The organism is Microcoleus sp. BR0-C5 (assembly GCF_036705045.1).
In the GTDB taxonomy this organism is placed as follows: domain Bacteria; phylum Cyanobacteriota; class Cyanobacteriia; order Cyanobacteriales; family Microcoleaceae; genus Microcoleus.
Window position 1 is genome coordinate 1 of record NZ_JAUBTR010000076.1, and the last position, 21784, is coordinate 21784.

14 protein-coding genes and 1 tRNA gene are annotated in these 21784 nt (G+C 45.3%); 9 read left to right on the forward strand and 6 right to left on the reverse strand.

All coding sequences use genetic code 11. The features are described from left to right. From QUB08_RS26140 to QUB08_RS26150, 3 genes are all read left to right on the forward strand, one after another. Positions 1–2078 (forward strand): DUF5906 domain-containing protein (locus QUB08_RS26140; RefSeq protein WP_333228442.1); only part of this gene is annotated, 2078 nt, incomplete at its 5' end. Between the two features lie 140 nt (positions 2079–2218). Next, positions 2219–2512 (forward strand): hypothetical protein, encoded by a 294-nt coding sequence (locus QUB08_RS26145; protein WP_333228444.1) that lies wholly within the window; start codon positions 2219–2221, stop codon positions 2510–2512. A 32-nt stretch (positions 2513–2544) separates the two neighbouring features. Further along, positions 2545–2862 (forward strand): flagellar alpha dynein, encoded by a 318-nt coding sequence (locus tag QUB08_RS26150; protein ID WP_333228446.1) that lies wholly within the window; start codon positions 2545–2547, stop codon positions 2860–2862. An 83-nt stretch (positions 2863–2945) separates the two neighbouring features. On the opposite strand, the gene QUB08_RS26155 is transcribed toward QUB08_RS26150, so the two are convergent. Beyond that, positions 2946–3019: transfer RNA gene (locus tag QUB08_RS26155), tRNA-Arg, on the reverse strand. A 1165-nt stretch (positions 3020–4184) separates the two neighbouring features. On the opposite strand from QUB08_RS26155, the gene QUB08_RS26160 reads away from it, so the two are divergent. The 3 genes from QUB08_RS26160 (at position 4185) to QUB08_RS26170 (ending at position 7632) form a co-directional block, all read left to right on the forward strand. Further along, positions 4185–4859, forward strand: a complete 675-nt coding sequence (locus QUB08_RS26160) for an Npun_F0813 family protein (protein ID WP_333228448.1) — start codon at positions 4185–4187, stop codon at positions 4857–4859. Positions 4860–5417: 558 nt separating this feature from the next. Next, positions 5418–6479, forward strand: coding sequence for a hypothetical protein (locus QUB08_RS26165; RefSeq protein WP_333228449.1), 1062 nt, complete (start codon positions 5418–5420; stop codon positions 6477–6479). A 154-nt stretch (positions 6480–6633) separates the two neighbouring features. Beyond that, complete coding sequence (locus QUB08_RS26170) at positions 6634–7632, forward strand: hypothetical protein (RefSeq protein WP_333228451.1); 999 nt, start codon at positions 6634–6636, stop codon at positions 7630–7632. Between the two features lie 14 nt (positions 7633–7646). On the opposite strand, the gene QUB08_RS26175 is transcribed toward QUB08_RS26170, so the two are convergent. Further along, entirely contained in the window at positions 7647–7922 is a 276-nt protein-coding gene (locus QUB08_RS26175) for a LapA family protein (RefSeq protein ID WP_333081696.1), read from the reverse strand. 369 nt (positions 7923–8291) lie between these two features. Next, positions 8292–9725, reverse strand: a complete 1434-nt coding sequence (locus QUB08_RS26180) for a phosphoglucomutase/phosphomannomutase family protein (RefSeq protein ID WP_333228453.1) — start codon at positions 9723–9725, stop codon at positions 8292–8294. Between the two features lie 238 nt (positions 9726–9963). Here QUB08_RS26180 and QUB08_RS26185 point away from each other — a divergent pair, with 238 nt between their 5' ends. Further along, complete coding sequence (locus tag QUB08_RS26185) at positions 9964–10134, forward strand: hypothetical protein (RefSeq protein WP_333228455.1); 171 nt, start codon at positions 9964–9966, stop codon at positions 10132–10134. A gap of 604 nt (positions 10135–10738) precedes the next feature. Then, positions 10739–11833: a hypothetical protein gene (locus QUB08_RS26190; RefSeq protein WP_333228457.1), complete on the forward strand. Its 1095-nt coding sequence runs from the start codon at positions 10739–10741 to the stop codon at positions 11831–11833. Between the two features lie 34 nt (positions 11834–11867). Here QUB08_RS26190 and QUB08_RS26195 read toward each other — a convergent pair whose 3' ends face one another. The 3 genes from QUB08_RS26195 to QUB08_RS26205 all read right to left on the reverse strand — a co-directional run bounded on the left by QUB08_RS26195 (position 11868) and on the right by QUB08_RS26205 (position 18757). Continuing rightward, complete coding sequence (locus QUB08_RS26195; RefSeq protein WP_333228459.1) at positions 11868–12260, reverse strand: DUF423 domain-containing protein; 393 nt, start codon at positions 12258–12260, stop codon at positions 11868–11870. Positions 12261–12599: 339 nt separating this feature from the next. Beyond that, complete coding sequence (locus QUB08_RS26200; RefSeq protein ID WP_333228461.1) at positions 12600–18011, reverse strand: VWD domain-containing protein; 5412 nt, start codon at positions 18009–18011, stop codon at positions 12600–12602. 428 nt (positions 18012–18439) lie between these two features. Then, complete coding sequence (locus QUB08_RS26205; protein WP_333228463.1) at positions 18440–18757, reverse strand: hypothetical protein; 318 nt, start codon at positions 18755–18757, stop codon at positions 18440–18442. A gap of 365 nt (positions 18758–19122) precedes the next feature. Here QUB08_RS26205 and QUB08_RS26210 point away from each other — a divergent pair, with 365 nt between their 5' ends. Further along, positions 19123–21480 carry a tetratricopeptide repeat protein gene (locus QUB08_RS26210; RefSeq protein ID WP_333228465.1) on the forward strand — a complete coding sequence of 786 codons (2358 nt, stop codon included), beginning with the start codon at positions 19123–19125 and terminating at the stop codon, positions 21478–21480. Positions 21481–21784 lie beyond the last annotated feature (304 nt).

A 21784-nucleotide genomic window follows, 5' to 3' on the forward strand; every position in this document is an offset into this window, starting at 1 on the left:
GGGTAGAGGAAGCAGTCAACGACGCTGCAACGGAATTAATTACTTCTATTTCTCTAACTCCTCACCCGCGTACGCGAAAAGAAGTAGTATGCCAGAAGTATGACAGTAGTGTAAATGATTACATCCCAGACACTGCACCGATTCCAGAGCAAAACTACGTGCAGAAAGCTGTAGAGGCACTGTACTCTGACACGCCCTGGGTATCGATAGCGGGGCAGCTTTTTGAATTCACCGGGACTTATTATGAGTTGCGATCGGAAGCTACCGAGAAGCGGCGCATTCTTGATTGGTTGAGTACCTACTCTGAGCTGGTGAAAGGGAAATATCGCTGCAATCGAGCTAACTCTGCCAGCGTCAACGAGGTTTACAGCTATATGCTCTTAGCTGTGGCAGTAGACCCCAATACCATCAATCCTGATGGGTTGAACACTACTGAAGGAGTGGTGAAAATTAACCCTGATGGCTCTCACTCGCTTGTGCCACACAATCCTGAACACGTCTATACCTACGTTGGTTGCACGTATGACCCCGACATTGACGCGACTGACTGTGATCGCCTTTTGGAATGCTTGGAGCCGTCGCAGCGTGAGGTATTTTTGCGGGCTGCTGCTGCTGCGTTGAATTTGAAGCTGGTACGCTCCAAGCTGACGGGACGGGGCGTAAAAGGTTTGCTGTGCCACGGCGAGGGAGCTAACGGTAAAGATACATTGCGGGCTGTGTTATCCGCTGTCTTTGGGCGGGGGATGACTGGTAAGTCGCTGTCAGATTTCAAGTCCTATGACAATGGCCGCAAGTTCTCTCTGGCAGGAATTGAAGGAAGCATTTGTAATTGGGCTTCAGAGAACACTGCAAAAGTAGACCTAGACACCATCCAGAGTCTTAAGCAGTTGATTACAGGGGACATTCTTGATATTGAACGCAAGGGCAAGGATGGTTATGAGTACAAGCCTGCGGCCATCTTTTTAGCCAACTGCAATAAACTACCGTCCATCACCGGGGGGACGGCTGCAATTGATGACCGCTACGGCATCCTGAGTTTCAAGAAAACTTACAAGCATAATGCTGACCCGTCTCAGGGTGAATTAGAGGCTGACCCACGCTTTAAGGATGACGAGAACTTTATCCTTGAACGGATTGCACCGGCGATGCTTAACAAGATGTTGGAGCGGTTGCCGCTGTTGTTGAAAGAGGGGATTGACTACAAGGCAACCCGTGAGGCGATGCGAGAAGCTCAGGAGGAAAGCCGGCACTTGTGGCAGTTTGCGCGCGAGGTTGGTTTGGAGGTTCAGTCTGGCGGTCGCGTCTGGGTTAAAGATTTGTGGGAGCAATTGCAAGCTTGGTATGAGGATGCAGGGATTCTAGAGAGAGAGACTAGCGGCACCAAAGAGAAGCTGATTTGGAATGAACTTTCCAATAAATATGACGCTCCGGTGAAGGCTATAAACCAGTTGTCATCAAGGCTTAGCGAGATTTTTCCAAAGCTTCAAGTGTGTCGCTATTGCGAACGAGATGACATGGAGCGGAGGAACCAAAGATATCTGCTTGGAATTGGATTTGTGCAAACTTCCACAAAAACTGTGGAGCCATTGGAGCCAGTAGACAGAGCAAGGGATACTGTGGAGCCAACTGCGGAGCCAAAAAATAGTGGCTCCGCAGTTGGCTACCCAAAAACCCTTACACAGAGCGCTGGCTCCAATGGCTCCACAATTTCCTCACCTTTTAGTCAGGTTTGCAATTTACTCTCTCAACTTACCGACAGCGAGCGCGAGAAACTGGTAAAAATACTCACTCAATCTCCGCAAGCTCAGCCCCCATTAAAACCAGAGTCAGAGCCGGCAGTGGCATCAGTACCTGAAGTTATCAGCCCAGAGGACGCAGAAAAAATGCGAGACATTGCACTAATCTGGTGGCCAGAGTACCGTTCTGAACATTTACAAGCCCTGCTTACTCAAATGTTCGGATGGAATACGCCGGGACGGAAATACAGCACTGCTACTATCGCCGACTGGTTGGAGGGAGAAGACGAGTTAGTCCGCGATCGAATTGCTGAACTCATCCGTCTCCAAGGAAAAATTTAGCCACTGCCTGACAACTAACGACTGAATCCCTCTCCCCCTTAATTGGGGGATTTTTTTGTCTACAAGTTTTGTCTACGAAATGTTGACAGTGTAGACAGATATCAGTTACTGTAGACAAATACTGTTTACAGGTGTCTACAATGAGTCAAAGTCAAGTCGTATCGTTCAGAGCTTCCGGTCACTTCCTGAACTGGATAGAAGCTCAGAAACTAGACGGTGAGTCGGTTAGTCAAGCTGCACAACGCATTCTCAAGGAAGTCTCAGGCACGTCTACACTGTCTACAACACCTACAGATTTGTCTACACGAAGCAATGATAGCGTCGTGTCTACAGATATTGTAGACACTGTAGACAAGGTTGTCGCCGATCGCCTTGACCCCGTGATGGAGCGGATGGCCGCCATTGAGGAACGCTTGGGAAAATTGAGTGCCTGAGTGATGGCAACGATGAATCACTCAGGCAGGAATTGAAAGCGGCCAACAAGCAGCTTGCAGAATGGGATAAAGAACTGAATCAGTTACACGAGCGCAACGGCGATTTAGGACTGAAGGTGCAGATGTTGGAGCAAGAACTCAAGGAAGCGCTGCGCGATCGGGAGGGAGTTGAGACGGAACTCTCCGACCTGAGACAAAAATCCAAAAATGATGCAGCCAGTAAAAATTTTCCCGATTTTCCAGAACCGGCCGACTTGCTCAACCAGTTAAAAGCGCGGCGCAAAAAGTCCGGCGCAAACTTGGCAGATATGGAGGCAGTTTTGGACATACTCAGCTACTTAGAAAAGTAGGACTGAGCTAAAGATGAGCGGAAAACCAGGCTTTCGGTAGCTTAGTCAACCTTAAACCCTTACTAGGCAAAAGGTTTAGTTAACGGGTACGGCAGGACTTGAACCTGCGGCTCGCTGCTTAGAAGGCAGCTACTCTATCCAACTGAGTTACGCACCCAACTCAAAAATCGCTAACAAGATTATTGTATCGGTGCAGTGTGCGATCAAGCAAGTAAATTATTTGATACTCCCCACTGATGAATCAGGGGGATTCTTGAATAAGACCACAAAGGGACTTTCAAAGGCGTTATCAATGCGCCTCTACCCACTCAGCATGGACGAATCCAAGCTTTGCGTATACTTTTGGCTTTTTTCGGCTTTCGGAGTCCATCACTTATGCCAGATAGGTACGCTCCACATTTTGATATTTTTTGTCAGTTAAATAGGCTTCCTGCTCAAATGCAGTAGTGGCTTACTGTGCCGGAATCTCACCGAAACTAAAATGTTTCAACACGTAGATGGTTATTCTTAATCGCTGCACTTATCATATCATTGCGACTCCAATTGCGATCATTCCACGGGGACGGTCGTCGCAGCCGCTTTCCTCCCCATGTCGGTAGCCCGGGGCTTCTCGCTCGTTTTTTGGTGAACTCGGGTAAAGTATTTAGAGGTCGAGTTGAAACCCCAATATTTGGTCGATCGGATATCTCCCCAAATTAAGACGGAACTCAGACAGCAAAAGAGTCACAGGTGCTTTTTCCCAGATGTCTATTGGTTATGTTAACATCCCGTAGTGGCAAAGCCTAAAACGCTGACCACATTACCGAAAAACCAGAGATCGTCCCCTGATTTGAGGTATGAGTTGAGCCAGAATGACTAATTTGCTGATATTGAGTTATGTTGGCTAACATTCTGCTCGACTTGATATTTGATAAAAATGTGGTAGAACTAGGATTGAAAGACTCAGGTGAAAATCCCTGATGGTACGGAGCCTCTATATAAGCTTCCTCTACGGCATCAAAGCAAAACAGTCAATCGCCCGCTCGGCACGAGCGCGAAAATCAAGCGTTGCCAGTACAGCAGTCCTAAATTGTGCGCGGGGGATTTTCCTTCGTGCATTGATTTATACGCCAAGGCTGAGAGACAATCTCAGCTTAGATAATTGTTAACATTTGTTAGCAAAAAAGTATCGGAACGCTTGAGGAGAGAACCATCTCTGGGTGATCGGGAGCAATCCTGCTAATTTAAGTGGACTCGCTGAATCAAGAATCCCTTCGCCTTTAGGCATCGGGAGTGTCAAAAGCACAGCACCTCGGCCATGACAGGAGTCAAATCGCAGTGTCATGTTTATTCTGAAACGGCAGGATGTTGAAATAACCAATTTTCAACACCCAAAACGGGATCAACAAATTCCCATTCTCAATTATCAGGGGCAGACTTTTCGCCTGATCAGCGCCTTCAACGGCAAGCAAGCAGAAGACGCCAGAGCCTTGTGGCGGGACTTAACCGACAACCGAGGCAAAGCCTGTGTTCTGCTAGAAGAGCCGGATAGATATAGCGTCTGGGGAAAAGTCCGTTTAGATCAGCTTGCCGGTGAAGAACCGGCAGGGAATGAAGCAGCCAAAGCACCACTGTTCGCGCAGGCTTGTCTGCTGCTCCTCCAAGCTGTTTACTTCGATGTAGAAGACCTCTTAGGCGCAAGGCAAGCCACATCGTTTCAGAAAGATATCGCCAAGGTATTTCAGCAGGGAAACTTCCCCCAGGCAGACTCCCCTGATGCGATAAAAAACTGGCTAACGGTTAGTCCTTTGCAAAATCACAAGGTGCCTCCTTGGCAAGAGCAGCATCTCAAGACCTTATTGCAAGAACTTCACCGTTTGGGTAAATCATATTTTGGCAATACGGACTTCGCTGAGGGAGTTAGCGATGTGCTGCAAGATATGCCAGCACCGGATCGGACTCAGTTTCTAGATTGGCTGAAACAATCATCCCTCAACAAGTTGTGGATCGCAGGATAGAAAATCTGTGACAATTTCTCAGACAATTGGGTTCAGATAATGGAGCTTAGATAATTGCACTGTAGGGGGTACGCGATATACAGGTTGGATGGCCAACTTGTATTGACCAACCAAATTGTTGATTCGGTTTGGATGCCACCTATGGTCTGGCAATTTAACTAAGTTTCGATCGCACTCCCCACCCAAAATCATTGATATGAGTAGGGGAGTGGGAAAGCAAAAAACAGATACCTCAACCTTTGAGGGTATAATTTCAGAGATAGATTTGGTACTGTAAAAACCTTAAAGGTGGAGACATCTACCGTATGTCTATCATTATATTTCCGGGTACAAGATCGACTAACAACTAATTTATTTAATTAGTAAATAGATATTATTCTTGCTTAGTCTTTCTATAGTGTACGAGGGCAAAAGCCCCGACGACACACTGAGGACGCCAGTTATCCCGGAAGCGTCTGATCGAGGTTTTTTAAGGTTTTTTGGCGAAAGAATCCTCATCTCCCATCAAAGATTGAGATGGGGTGCGTTCAACCGCTAGTTAGGTCTCGTGGAATCCCTATGAGTAGCACTTCAGAAAAGTCATCTACATCTTCATCTTTACTGTCAGCTCAGACCCTAGTGATTGTGGGCATTGTCTGGGCTGTCATGGCGCTGCTGTTCTTTTTGCTGTTCAGCGTCCCCCTCTCAGCAGAAGAGGGTTTACCTCTGTGGTACTCGATCGGCACTTATATTTTTGAATGCGGGGCATACCTGGGAGCTGCATTAGTTTGTTTTAGAAACTGGCAAAGCCCGCACATGGTCAGCGGGCGAAACGTCTGGCTGGGCATTGGTCTGGGGATGCTGTTCTATTTTATCGGCGGTGTGCTATTTGGCATTTGGGAACTGTATTTCGAGGCCGACCCGGACGTGTCCCCCGCAGATGCCTTTTATCTGGGCAGCTATGTGGTACTGATTGGGGGCATGGTGATCGCTGTGACTTCCAAACGGCTGAATCTAGAAATTTGGCAGTGGGCTTTGTTAGCGGGCATTGCAGCCTTCGGGATTGCTGTAGCTATCTGGGTTGCTGCACCTGAGTCTTGGAGGCTACAGCTAGGAATGTCTCCAGCAGCCACCCAGGAAGTAGTGACAGGCTCTGCGCCAGCGCCTGCGGCAAAAGGGCCTGGTTTAGAAAATTCGTCCAACTCAATTGTAAAAGGAACAGCCGCGACTGCTGCTAAATCCGCACCCGAAGAAGAAGAAGAAGCAGCAGAACCAAGTAAAACTCCCGCATGGGTAATAGCACTTGACAAGCAACTGTCGCCTTACGCCTATGCAATCAATTTGTTTTACATCGTCGGGGACGTTTTTCTGCTGATTATTGCTACAGCACTGCTGCTGGCGTTTTGGGGAGGACGTTTTTCCCAATCTTGGAGGATGATTGCGGCTGCAACTTTTTCGCTTTACATCGCAGATATGTACTTTAAATGGCGCGATACTCAGGCTGAGGGTAGTTATCAAAGTGGCAGTTTGCTGGAAGTCTTTTTTGTTTTCAGCGCCATCCTGTTCGGAATAGGAGCTATCTTGGAACATGACATCTCAACCCGTTCTCGCCAGAGCAGGCGCAGTCGTCGCGCAGCGTAGCGATATGAGATTGGGGTTGCTTCGGCAAGCGATGGGGACGCGAAAGCTTTTTTGCCCTTGTCGGCATCTCTGAGCTTGAAATCGAAAATCAAAAATCACAGTTCGCTGACTGCTAGCCTGCGTCTTTTCACGTCTTTTTGCTGGAAAACTTGGCATGACGCCTACAAAACTATCCGATTCAGACAAACGCGAACTCATCAGGCTGTACCGACAGTCCAACGAGAATACTATCACTCTGGCAAAGCGCTACGGAGTGAGCAGTTCGACTGTAAGGCGCATCCTTCAGGGTGCTTTGTCGGAGCCGGAATACGAATTTCTAGTCCAGCAAAAACAAAAGCGTTTGTCCGATCGCACCAGTGTTTCTGAACCGACAGAGGTGACTACTGAGCCGTCGGCAGATGGCGAAATCGATCCTGTAGGTGTCCCCCTGTCGGAGTCAGTCCCTGTCCTGCCGTCAGCCTCAAATTCGAGACCGACGATCCGAAAGCGTTCTGAATCAGTCCCTGAACCAGTTGCAGAATTGGATGTTTCTGATGTGCCAGATGCCCCAGCAGCCACTCTTGCCGATCAAAGCCACCGCGCTGTTGTGACTGGTGAACTAAAGGCTATGCTGCCAGCAGAAGGGCTGCTGGCAGGTGAAGATTTTAGCGATTTCGAGGAAGATGACGAGGATGAGGATGAGGATGAGGATGAGGATGAGGATGATGAAGACGATTTAGATGACGACTTCGACGAAGATGTAGACGATGAAGACTCTCTGTTTGAAGGCAGTCTCCTGGGTTCACTATCGTCGGGCGAGTCGATCCTCTTCGAGGGCTTCGCTAACGAGCTTCGGGGTACAGGGCTGATTGAAGTTTTGCCTTTAAGCGAAGCATCTCTGCCCAAAATTTGTTATTTGGTGGTCGATCGGGCAGCAGAGTTAATCACCAGACCTCTAAAAGCTTTTGGCGAACTGGGTCAAATTCCGGCGGCGGAAATTCGCGAGAAAACCCTGGCAGTGTTTGACAATCACCGAGTTGCCCGCCGATTTGCTACTCGCAATCAAAGGGTTTTCAAGATTCCTGACAGCAGTATGCTGCAAAAAACTGCGCCTTATTTGCGAGCTAAGGGAATTACTCGGCTGCTGATTGACGGTCAGGTATATTCCCTCTAAGGGATCAAATCTATTTAATATTGTACGGTGTCGGATTCTTCTGGATTTGCCTGAAATTTAGGACGCGAGTTTTGGGAATCTGAAAGGTTCCACAGCGGTTGCAGTAGCGCACCTCCGATCAGTCCTGCACTCAGGCTCATTGCTAATACTACCCCTACGGGCATTTGTATCGATTGAAAAAAGATAAAGTTTAAGGATACTGGGGCGGCGTTTTGCACTGAGATAATGCCGATCGCGCTTACTAAAATTGCTACTAAAAAACTAATGGCGAGCAGAGGAATTGTTTTCATAAACGAGTTGACAGGCTAGTAATTTAAATTGTATAATTTTTTTATAATCGAAATCTGTGTAAAAATTTTATTTTTGCAAACGCCCCATTATTTAATAATATACAATTATATCGGGATAAAAGTCAAGTAGATTCGGAAAAGATTTATGAATTTTTTAAATTAATTAAAAATTTAACAAACATAAATAAATTTACACTTCCCAAACTTTAACAAATCCCAGTGTATTGCAAATATATAACTGGCCCAGCAGTATCGATGATTAATGTTCAGAGGCTTTACCAGAGTTATCAAAAATACGTAAGGTGCGCTTCGGCGCACCTCACAATCCCAAGCGCTAGGGGAAAAACCCCCGTTGGAATAGGTAGAAACTTAAACAGGTTCTAACTGGGAAATTACCTTTTCCATGTGTTCGGCAACTTGGGTTTCTTTTTCCAGAGAATTGGTTTCCATGTAAACGCGCATCAGGGGTTCGGTTCCCGAAGGCCGCAGCAGTACCCAGCCACCGTCTTCAAGATAAAGTTTAATCCCGTCTTTGCGACCGATTTCCTTAACGCCGATACCTGCTACTTCTTTGGGGGGATTCTTGGTAAAAGATTCCAAAACGGCTGCTTTGTGGGCTTCTTCTAGGTGCAAGTCCAAGCGTTTGTTGTACAGGGGACCGTCGGCTTCTTTAATGGCTTCTTCGACTAGCTGAGAAAGCGGTTTGCCTTCATAGGCGATCGCCTCAGCAACTAGCATATCAGCCAAAATCCCGTCTTTTTCGGGAATGTGACCCAAAACGCTCAAACCGCCTGACTCTTCGCCACCGATGAGCACCGCTGTTTCCCGCATTTTTTCGCCGATGTATTTAAAACCGACTGCGGTTTCGTATATTGTTAAACCGTACTTGGCGGCCAAATTGTCCAGCAAGTGGGTAGTTGCGACTGTACGGACGATCGCCCCAGTCAATCCTTTATTCTTAACCAAGTGACGCGCCAGCAGCAACAGTACAGTATTTGGAGTCAAGACATTTCCCAACTCGTCAACAATACCAAAGCGATCGCTGTCGCCATCGGTAGCTAAACCCAAATCCGCCGAATCCTTCTTAACAGCTTCCACCAACTCAACTAACTGTTCCCCCTTGGGTTCGGGCATTCCACCACCAAAGAGCACGTCGCGGTAGGTGTGAAAACTTTCGACATCGCAGCCACAGTGTTCCAAAACGCCGTCGAGATAGCCGCGAGAAGTCGAGTAGAGAGCGTCGTACTTCACCTTCAACTTAGCAGAGCGAATCCGCTCCACATCGATCAAAGTATAAAGAAACTTCAGATATTCGGGTTTCGGGTCAAAACTGGAGATTTTATCGTTGTGGCTGCCTTTGGCTGGGGCATCAGAAGCACCAGCAATATTTGCCACAATTGTATCAGTAATTTCCGGGGTAGCCGGGCCCGCGTAGTCGGGGATGTATTTGATGCCGCAGTAAGGTGCGGGATTGTGCGAAGCCGTGAACATCAGGGCACCTGCGGAGTTGAGATGCTTGGCGCTGTAGGCGATGACTGGTGTGGGGCAATCTCGATCGACCACTTTCACAGTCCATCCCAAATCTGCCAATACTTCCGCCGAGGTGCGGGCGAACTCGTCTGCCAGAAAGCGGGTATCGTAGGAGACTAGAACTGGGCGGTCTTTGGTGTAAGCGGTTTCTAGGTAACTGGCGATCGCCCGGGTGACTTTTCGCACGTTGGCAAAAGTAAAGTCATGGGCAATCAGTCCCCGCCACCCATCGGTTCCGAACTTAATTTCTGTTGAATTGCTGCTAGCGCTCATTTTATCCACTTCCTCTCGTCCTACTAATCCTACCCGAAGCCATAGCCTTAAAGACGTACTGGCCGTGCTGTTTGTGAGGATCGATCGCCCGTGGGGCCTAATAAGCCTAATCCTATCGTTGTAGGGACAGGCTTTCGCCTCCGGCAGAGGACTCGATCCCGCCGGATTTGGCAAAATGTGCCCGCTACCGGGCGAGTCACTCGCTAATTCTGGTTTTGAAGGGTAGGTGATCGATCAAATGGACGACGATCAATTGCGGGCGATTCCCTACGGGATAGCTTCGCTTCACGGGGAAGCTAAAAAACTGAGCGCAAAAAACGGCCCTGGCAATGGCATTAACGAAATGCACATAAATCAATACTCCGGACAGTTTTTGAAACCGAGGCCCAAACCCTCATTCTACCGTTAGCATTTGACCTCACTGAGAAGGCCCAAACCCTCATTCTGCCGTTAGTGATTGAAAACTGTCCGGACTATTGATAAATCTCATCTTAATCTCAAATTTAATTTTTTATTTAGAAAAGCCGATTATTAAATTTGTTAGGGTTTACTAACACTCGCCAGACTCACAATACATTTCTAATTTAGCTATATAAATCAATTAACCAAAGTCATCGCTAGATCGTGCCGTAGCCTAGCTTCTTTAAGAAATTAGGGCGATCGACCAAAGCGCTCCAAAACCAACATCAAGTATTTCAAACAGCAGTTTTTTTGAGGCAGACTTGACTTTAATTATTCGATTTTAAGACAAATTAAATTTATTTGCAGCCCTCTTTATAGGTCAAAAAAATCACTTAGGATCGCGATCACAGGGTGATGGTGATCGATCGCACAATAAATAACGTTATTAACGTGCAACTTATAAAAGATGCAGGCAGTCGAGCCAAATGGCTTATAGCTTTAAGCGTAATGGCTGATGACTGTCAGCGTACAAATGCAGAAAATTGTAGTTAACAACTTTAAAAATTAGGGGAATCGATCGAGTGCGACTTTATAAAAAAACGAGGTTTATCATGACGGGTATTTCACAAATATCTTCAAAGTCTTTACCAGCAGCCGACCAAATTCAACAGGGCACAAGTCAGGCGTCCCAAGGTATTACCGAACCCGACACTGACCAACTCCCAAAAGCTCAAGGTGTCAGCGTTTCTTCCTTCGCAGTTAGCTGGGCAAAAAAATATTACAGTACAGTTGCGGCACGAGAGAACCAAGCGCCACGCCAAATTCTCCCAAGCCTCGATTTAACTAATTTTGAGGGAAATAGGGCCCCAATAGTTGACAAATTGACAGATACCCTGAAATTAGCCAGCGAGATAGCTTGGAGTAGGGTAGAAGCTCTTTTAGGGAAACAAATAGAGCGACACGGGATCGATCCAAGTTTAATTAATTCTTTAGAAATTGCCGCCGATTCTCGCACATTATATCGGAAAGCAATAGAGGCTTATGCGGATAGAGAACCTGTTTTCCGCTTGTCAGTGCTGGTGGGAAAAGATATTATCAAAGTGAGGCGAAAATACTCAGAGACAGATCCGTTAGTGCTGGGATTTGTGACAATGCAGTTTCAATACACTAGCAAAATATTGTTAGGATGTCTTTCGGAGTCAGAGCGATCGGAATTTGCACCCTACTTAAGAATTGTAGACGACTACCTGCACATTCCCTACGGAGAGATTAACGAGGCTGCGGCGAATCAGCCCCCGAATTCAAGAGCTCTATTAGCCGTTCAGCATTTGTTGCAGCACACGACTCAGATTGCTAGTGCAGTGTACGATCGAGCCAGTGCCCAGCATCAAGGATACCGCTGCTGCAGCGGGTATTTGAGCGATCGCGAGGTAAAAAATTCTGGTATCCGGGATGTGGAAATTTTTCAAAGCTATTTGTGCTGGTGCGTTTTGGAAGGTAGCATTCACCCGGTACAGCAAGAATTGTTTCCAATTTGCGTGATGTTGTACCCGAAACTTCATGTAAGTTGGGAGTTAGTGCAGGATATGCTGCTGATTTTGTTTTGGGAAATATGCGAGCGGCTTCCTGCTGAAGATTTAACGGTATTTGTACCTTACTTGCGTACTTTGACTGAGATGTTTTCCAGCGATGTATTTGACAATTAGGTAATTGCCAATTGCCTCAACATTTACCAATTGCCTATTTAAAACTAAAAGCAGCCACAGCCAAACACCCCCAACCGACAATAAAAGCAACTCCCCCCAGGGGGGTAATTGCACCCAGCCATTTGATGTCAGTCAAACTCAGGGCGTACAAACTGCCTGAAAAGATGATAGTGCCGGCAATAAAAGCCCATCCAGCCACTGCAAAAAAGGTTTGAGACTCTTGGGCGTAGCTCAAGAGTAAACCGACGAGTAATAGAGCTAGGGCATGGTACATTTGATAGCGGGCGCCGGTCTCAAAAATTGCTAAAGATCGATCGCTCAATTGATTTTTCAAAGCGTGGGAGGCGAAAGCACCGCCTGCAACGGATAAACCTCCGAATACGGCTGCGGCTGCTATGAAAATGCGGATTAGGATTAGTGATGACATAATTTAATAATAATTGAATTTTATTTAATTTTACGGTTGTGTGGGGATTGTCGAGCGGGTTATTGATTGGTAAGGGCGGGTTTATCAAGATTATCTGTGGGTGGCATAATCGATCGGTTAACCCGCCCCTAAAAATTAATCCTAATATTGTACAGGCCTGTAGGGGCGGGTTCGCCTAGATATTTGACACCCATCAACAAATTATCTAAACCCGCCCCCACCCAACCCAGAAATCAAAAATTAATTCAATTTAAAGGTTAAGCGGGGATAGTCAATCGGGGTTATTGGTGGGGTGAGGGCGGGTTATAAAGATTATCTGTGGGTGGCAAAATTGATCGGTTAACCCGCCCCTACAAATTTGAAATAATTAGCGCTTAAGCTCAAATTTGCACCTCCTTGGAGAATACTAATTAATTCATTTTGAGCCGCCTTGCGATAAATTGCCATACCACTTTGGTTAGCTTGCGAGAAAGGAACTAGCAAGTAATCATCCGCTTTACCGTGCAATTGGATACTATCTTCACCGGCATTAAAATCAGTAATTAGCGCGTAGTCACTATCGCCGTTATCGTAGTAAGTGTTATTGACATCTCCCAAGACGAAAATATCGCTACCACTTCCACCAGTTAAGGTGTCAACTTCCTCAATTCCAGGGTTAATAGCATTGATGTCAACTCCGGTGAGAATATCGTTACCATTGTCACCTTTAAGCACATCGTTACCAAGTCCACCAAAAAGGCTATCATTGCCCTCTCCACCTATTAAGATATCTTGCCCTTTTTCACCATCTAAGTAGTCATCGTTGAGATTTCCTGATAACACATCTTGACCTGAATTGCCAAAGATTTTATCATTTCCTTGGCGGCCGGAAATTGTATCATCGCCATCTGTACCGTTGAGAATGTCATCTTGTACAGTGCCTTGCAAACCATTATTCGGGTTAGCCAAACCGAAACCTCGGCTACCAAAAATGGCATAACTTTTGCCGGGAGAATCGTTAAATAAACTGCCAGGTGCGCCAACTATTATATCGTCAATGCCGTCGCCGTTAATATCTCCCCCACCGCTGACAGCAGTGCCAGCTAAACCATCGGTTTCTACCCCATTTAAAACTAAGGCATTCTTACCGTTGGCTGCTGCTAAGCTGAAATTAGCTGGAAATTCCTTTTTGCCAAAAACAACAAATGTTTTGCCGGCATTGTTTTTATCGTCAGAGTTTGCGCCGGAGGCTCCTATTAATAAATCGTCAAAACCATCTTTATTAATGTCTCCGGCATAGCTGACAGCACCTCCTGATGCACCTTCTGGATCGAAACCGGAGACTGTAAAGCCATTTTTGCCATTGAGATCGGCGGGGTTGACGATGACAGGAAATCCCTGTTTGCTGCCAAAAACTATATAGGTTTTTCCGGCATTAATTTGGTCGCCAACAGTAGCACCGGGAGCGCCAATTACTAGGTCTTTATTGCCGTCGCCGTTGATATCTCCTGTGGCGCTGAGACCAATGCCAAAACGCTCTTCTGGACTGAGACCGGCGATGACAAATCCTGATGTACCATTTAATTCTGGGACGTTGACGCTGCCGGAAAATGCTCCTTTTTGACCGAAGATAACGTAGGTTTTTCCTGCATTTAAGCCGCCGCTGGTAGTGCCGCCATCTGCACCAATTACGAGGTCTGGGATGCCGTCGCCGTTGATGTCGCCGCTGCTGGCAGTGCCGCTAGAATTGCCGTCGATACCGTTAATTACAAAGCCGGTATTGCCGTTAATTTCTGCTAGATTTAAGCTGGGAGAGAAACCAGTTGAACGGCCGTAAAGGACGTAACTTTTGCCGGGAGTGCCACCGAGGGGGCCCGGTGCGCTGACGAGTAAATCGTCAATGTTATCGCCGTTGATATCGCCAATTCCGCTAGAATAGAGGCCGGCATAGTCAAAGGCATTTGTTCCTGTAATGGCAAAGCCGTTATTGCCGTTTAAAGTTGACAGGTTGAAGTTAGCAGGAAATCCTTTGTTGCTGCCAAAAACAATGTAAGCTTTGCCTGCGTTATTTTGTCCGTTAACTGCTGCACCGAAGGCACCAATAATAAAGTCTTTGATGCCGTCGCCGTTAATATCGCCGGCACTGCTGACATTGCCACCGCTGAAACCTTCGGCATCGGTGCCATTGAGGGTGAAACCATTTTGACCGTTGAGTTGAGAAAGATCGATGGTGGCGGGAAATTTTTGATTGCCAAAGATGACTTGACTTTTGCCTGCGGCGTTGATGTTATTGGGGTCGGCACCAAAGGCTCCTACGGCAATGTCATCAATTTTATCGCCGTTAATATCGCCGGTTTTGCTGACAGCAACTCCTGAGAAATTACCTGGTTCTGTGCCGTTGAGGGTGAAGCCATTTTCGCCGTTGAGGTTAGCGAGTTTGAGGTTATTAATGTTGACGGTAACGGTGGCGGCTTGTATTTGTTTGCCGTCTGTTAGGAGGTAGTTAAATTTGTCATTACCTGTGAAGTTTGGCGGTGGGGTGTATGTGAGTTGGTCATCGGTTTTATCGTCGGGGGTGTTGTTATTGTCGAGGGTAATAGTGCCGCCTGCGACTGATTTTGAGTTGAATTCTTTGATGGAGAGGGGGTCTTTTTCGGTGCTATCGTTGGCTAAGACATCGATTTTTGTTGCGGTGTTGACGGTGGTGGTGGTTAAGTCGCTGTTGGCGGTGAATGGAAGGGCGATCGCTAATACGCTATCTGGATCTGGTGCGTTGATTGCTTCCTCAAGGATGTCAGGATCGAAGTCAGTGAGTACGAGGTCGATGATAGCAGCTTCGCGGGTGGTGGGATTTTTGATGCGATCGCCAATTAATTCTTCTGCCTTTTGAACGTCGGCGGGGGTTAAGTCTTCGATTTTAACTTTCTGGCGGGGGTAATTTTTCAGGGTAAAGGTGTTGGTATTTTCGCCAGGATTGTAGTCGAATAAGGATTCAGCTTGACTGACTCGCCAGCTATCAGCATATTCGCCGTAAAGTTGCTGTTGGGAAACTGGTTCAGGTATTACAGTTCCATCGCGTTTTGATAGGTCATCTTTGGGGTTTTTGTTGAAGTTGCCGAGTAGTCCTTTGACTTTGCCTTCGCGTTCATCGGTGAGGAAAACCTCGACATTGACGCGACTTCCTACACTTGCAACTAATTGATCGCCAGTGGGATAAACAACAGTATATTTGCTGCCTTCACGATAGATGCGACCCTCTCCAATGGCAAGTGCATCATCATTGGCAATTTGGGTTGGTTGACCATCAACTAAAAGTCCTTGGTCTTTGTAAATTCCGATGCGTTTTCCACCCAAAACTGTTGCTAAGGCGGTGTTGTCGGAGACGTTGCTGCGGGGGTTGTTGTTAATAGGTTGTTGTCGGACTTGGATTTTTAGGTCGCCAGTTGTTGATTCTATTAAGGTAAATTCTCCGGCAGCTTGGAAGTCGTGATATTGTTTGTCGATCGTGACGATGCGGGGATCGTTGAAGGTTTTGCCTCCGTTTTTGGGGGGGTTAGGTTTCCCTTCGTCATCATCAATGATAGTACCTGTGGCTTCAGAAGAGTCTGTGCCTTTACAGTCAGCAAATAGTTTACCATTTTGGTCTTTGACTGTAAGCGTGAAGGTTTCATCTGGCTCTACTTTTTCATCTCCAGTAACAGGAATTTTAATTTCGCCACTGGTTTGACCTGCTGCAATTGTGACTGAGCCACTACCTTTAGGTGAGCTATATGATAACGTTACTGCCTCGTTTGGCACATCGCGTAGTGTTACTGGGAACACCATATCTTTAGTGCCGCTATTCCCTTCAGTTACGCTTGCATCTGAGACAGATACAGGCAAGTTGTAAGGAATTTTGTAGGTAATTTCCACTATATTCCTGACACTATTACCTACTTTATCAATTTCAATTGGACCAACTTTAAAAAAAGCATTGCTATCGTTAGGATAGCTACTAACTATGGGTTTTGGTATGGCGATACTTCCTTCAGGAAACTTCAAAGGACCAATTAATGGACCTAATGGTGATGGTTCATCTTTTTGGAGCGGACCAAAGGTATATTTTTTACTTACCACAATACCCTGAGTATTCAGAGAACCTTGAATTGTAGGAGAAAGCTTTGTGTTTAGTTCGCCGATTAACTCGTATTTAGCTTTTACTTCCATTACTCCACACCCTTCAGATGGAGCAGTCAAGCTAAATGGTTCCGATAACAAATTTTTAATGGATTTCTTCTGTTCCTGACCACCATTTACTGACAGTGTAATCGAGAGATCCTTCGGTTCAAATGTTAAGTCTTCCTGAAGACCTACCCCTACATTACCTTTTATGTCGAGAACGTCAAAACCGATAACTGCCGATCCTCTTCCCTTCTCATCAGGAAATTCTTTTGAAAACCCAAGTCCTGATGCTTCTACACCTAATTCAGAACCTATACCTTCGAGAATAGCTTTTAAGGGCCTTGCTGCTGGTAAATATTTAACTATTGCTGCATCTATATCTCCTGATAAAGTTAGGAAGCTATCTTTTGTCAGACCTTTAGCTTTAATCGCAGGTAAAGATAAATCTGTGCTAGAGTTTTCTTTCTCTTGTTTAAACTCCTCTATTTTTGGAAGTGTCACATTGAGATCTAAAACATTTTTCACGAGAGGAAAACTTAAACTAACATTAAGGTCTCCTAAGCTTTTCTTCACTAGATTAGTAGTTGTTTTAGGAAAACCACTGTAATTGATTAAATCCCCACTAAAAAGGTTTCCACCCGTAGGCTTCTTGATGTAAACATCTTTGAGATTAATCGGTCCTAGAGCATATTCAAGATCAATTCCTGCACTGGATAACTCGAATCCTAAACCTTCAAGGTTTAATTCCCCAGGGTTAAAATTAGTCGTTTTAATTTCAAATTTTTCTCCGCTTCCAACATTATTCGGTAATTCTACATTAAGATTGATTGGATATTTGAAACTGGCATCGCCCAAGCTGAACAAATTTACAAAAGGAACTAAGCCAACAGATGCATTGACATTCGAGTTAAATCCAAATACTGGGTTTTTAACGCCATCAGACTTATTAAGTTCAAGGTTTAAATCAGTGTATCTGAACTCGCCATTAAATGGTAAATTTTGACCAAGCCTAATATTATTACCAGAAAAGTCAAGTAGCTCTGACTGAATTTTCTGCTCGATCGCCCTCAATTCCCCATCCAAAACAACCACCGCCGAATCATCCTCACCCTTCAACCCCGCCAATTCCCCCTGACTCAACACCTTCCCTTGCACAACATCAGCAAAAATTTCCCCCTCATCCCCAGCGGCATCAACACGATTAATCTGCCAATCAACAAAATGCCCAAACTCTTCCAGCAAAACACCCGCAACAGCCGTAACATTCCCCGCATTTTTGGCAAGGAATTCCCGCGACAGATAAATCTTCCCTGTCGCAGCCGCAAACGCACCCAAAGCACCATTAATCTCTGCTGCGGAACGAATCTCGATCGCTGGAAATTCGCTAAAATCTCCCTGGGCCCAAGCTGAAGCTAACTTGACTGCTTTCTCAACATCAAAGCTGTTGCCGAATGCTTCCTGCATCTTTGCCAGAAAATCTGGACTTGTCGCAAAACTGCTGAGGGAATTCTGCGCGATCGCACTTCCCATACTCAAAGTGCCATCCTCCACCGAATCCACACCCGTACCCACTTCAGTACCGAAAAACTCATCATCTGTTAGCCATTTCATAATCCAATCTCCTCAAAAAAACTAATTGTTGGTCAAAATACAAAAGGCCGGAGAAGAGGCGATCGCACAAAATGCGAAATCACCACTTCCCCAGCCCACCCCTGAACTCACCATCAGTCTCGAACTAGGTTTTGTGTTTATTTAGTTGATTCAAACTTTAACGCTGGCAGCCCACTCAGCCGTACAGCGCAGATGCACTTTTGCATGAGCCACCTTAAATTGATAAACTACACCATCTTAGTGGATTTGTCAACATCCTACAGGGATAAATTAAACGTAATTAAACGTAATTAAACGTAAAACTCTCGCGTTATTAGATACCCCACTGCTTACAGAAGTCGGGTATCTGAACATTCTGTTTTTGTTAGGTGACTCTCTATTTCATTACCCAAGCCAGCTCGCCCGATTGCGAAATAGCTCGCTCGAATTTACTTCCTCGAACTCCACTTACTAACTTCTGCATCGTCAATAAAGAACTTATAATAAGTCGAACCCTTGACAATTACCCGAATCACATTGTTCTTTTCCCTTTCACTTTCAATTGTTACCTTTCCGAACCCAGTTTCTTGCCAAGTTTCCTCCAGAATCTTCTCAACCTGGTCAAAAACTTGTTTAACAGTATGTCTTTGAACGTTGTGCGATGATGACATATTTGGTTCCACCTTCTGATTTAACTTAACTTTGCTGTTGCTGTCGCCTGCTTTGTCAGCCCGATCGCCTGCTGCATCCTCTGATACCAACCTCATAGTTTTTTACTCCCTAAATTTCAGCCTCTACATAGATTTCGGAAATAGCCCTATGTTTTTACGCATACTTCCAGCTTTTGTAACAATTATTTACACGATCGCTCCCAGTGTTGCAGACGATGACGCACAGCATCGCCCAACAATTAGCAGCGTTGCATCCGCACAATCTCCATCCGCCAGAAACTCCATACTTCTAACCTCCAAAATGATGTTTGCAAAAATTTAATTATTGAATAACTTTTAACCCGTAACTCAGTGTAAAATCAATAAACATTCAAAACTCACAATTGTGCAGTCACAGGCAGCAGTCACCAACTTCTGACATTTCGCTGCCCTAGGCGATCGCACTTAGGAAATCGGACTTTTTGAAACATCCCAGGCGATCGCACCCCCTAGATAGCCACGCGATCGCACTTGTACCCATAGGCAAACTACCCATGAATCAAGCAGAATTTACCACTATTTACAATAATTTAGGCAACAAATGCAAGCAAGTTTTGAAACAGAAACTAACCGGAACACCCAATAAACAAATCGCCCAACTTCTCGAAATTAAATCAGAAGCAACTGTACGTCAACATTTGACAACAGCATATCAAGCCTTTGGTTTAGGAGACGACAAGCGCTCTAGCTGGTCAGATTTGCAGTCATTATTTTTTCAATTTATGCCCGAATTAATCCCGGCGCAACCTGTAGAAACACAACCATTAAATTCTCGTTGGGTAGAACGAACTTCAGATATTACTAAACTCCAAAAATGGACATCAGAAAATTTCAAAATTTTGATAATAGTAGGAGAAGGCGGCATCGGCAAAACCACCTTAGCACTGCAATATTTAGCAAGTTGCCAATTTGAAAAAATCTTAGATATGAAAATTGCCTACACTCCAGAAGACTTGCGGAGTGCCGATTCATTTGTTCAGACTTGGCTGCAACAAGATTTTCAGGAAGATGCACCCAGAGATTTTAGCCTTAGTTTAAGCTTGCTAGAAAAAAAGCTGCGTCAAATCAAAGTCGCAATTTTCATAGATAACCTAGAATCTGCTTTACGCAACGGTATGTTTCTACCTGAATACCGAAATTATGTAGAATTGCTGCGGGTACTCAGCGATCCCAAAATCAAAGGAGTCACCCTGATTACCAGTAGAGAAAAATTAAAAGAACCTGACATCAGAGGCGTTCAAACTCACATTTTAAGAGGCTTGAGTCCAGAAGCATGGCAACAATATTTTGAATATCCCAAAACTTCTGAAGATTTACAAGCTCTGCAAGAAATGCACGGAGTTTACAAAGGCAATGCTTACGCAATGGAGATTCTGTACAACGATATTCAAAATAATTATGACGGAGATATTGCCGAAGCTTGGCAGCAAAACCGCCAGGAATTACAGCAGGTAGAGCCATTTTCGTTTCTTATCAACAATCAATTAAATCGCCTCAACGCTCATTCTCATCAAGCTTACCGCTTGCTATGCCGTTTGGGAGCTTGTCGGTATCAAGAAATTGAATGGTTGCCAGATACTTGTATCAAGGCTTTGCTGTGGGATGTGACGCCATCAGAACAACTGAAAGTAACGCGGCAGTTGTGTGACTATTCCTTGCTACAATTGCATCGGGGCAAATACCGAATGCACCCAGCGATTCGGGCGGCGGGTTTGAATCAGTTACAGCATAGCAGCGAATGGGAACAAACCCAAAGGGCGATCGCACAACATTGGTTTTCTAGTGTAGAACACATTCAATCGCCTCAGTTAGGTTTGCAAGTTTTAGAAGCTTACTATCATTTCCGAGAAATTGATGATTGTGATTCAGCTTGGGATGTTTTGTGCCGCCCTGCCATACCTATTTTACCAGAAGAATTATTTCTATATTTTTTATCGTGGGGATATATTACCCAAACTCTAGAATTAGCAGAAAAACTGTTAAATCGAGTTTCCCCTAACCGGGAAGCAAGTCTGTATCGCTGCATCGGCGACTGTCACGCCTATTTGCTAGCGGATGGCTTTGAGGTAGCTTTAGAATATCACCGCCAAGCTCAATTTGCTGCTAAGCGTGAAGGCGATAAATGGACAGAATTCAACTCATACAGTGATATGGGTTTGTGCTATATTGCTGCTGGTGAATACGAGTTAGGATTAGCTATTTATCAGGCAAAACTTAATCTAGCTTTATCTCCAGTATCTCCGGCTATTCAATCTCGGCTAAATAGTTGTTACTGCGAAGTTGCTCTCCTACATTCATATTTAGGACAAGGGAGTGAGGCAAAGGCAGCATTGAAAGAAACTACAAGACACTTGCAACACCCTTTAGAAAGCGTTCCGCCTTGGCAAGCTTGCTGGGATTTGAATATGGCTGGTTTAGCTCAAAAACATATTGGCGAGTACGATCGAGCTAAGCAAAGTTTAGAGCAAGTTGTGGCGCTCGCGCAAAATTGTAACTTTACATCAGACATCGCCCGTGCCTGGTACATTTTGGGCGACGTTTTTCGAGAAAGTAATAATTTTTCAGCTTCTTTGAAATATCAAAACCAAGCTATTGAATTTTATACTAAAATTGGTGCTAAGTACGAATTAGGTATTAGCCATTATTACATCGGGCTGACTTACCGGGATTTGGGAGAATTAAAAATAGCTCAGAATCACTGGCAGCAAGCTATTAAAATATTTAATCAAATGAAAACGCCTAAACTGGTGAATAAAGTTCAAGCTTGTTTCAATATTTAAGGATTAATTGAATTAAATGGTTGGGTGGGGGCGGGTTTATCGCAATTATTGGTGGGTGGCAAAATCGAGCGGTGAACCCGCCCCTACAAATTTAATTAGATTATATCAAATCCGGTAGCATCGGAATTATTCATCTCTGTATTCTCTCCCTCTGCGTTCTCTGCGCCCTCTGCGGTTAAATCATTCCGATGCAACCGGAAACGATATTAAACGGTTGGGTGGGGGCGGGTTTATCGCAATTATTGGTGGGTGGCAAAATCGAGCGGTGAACCCGCCCCTACAAATTTGTCCCCAATTTTACCAT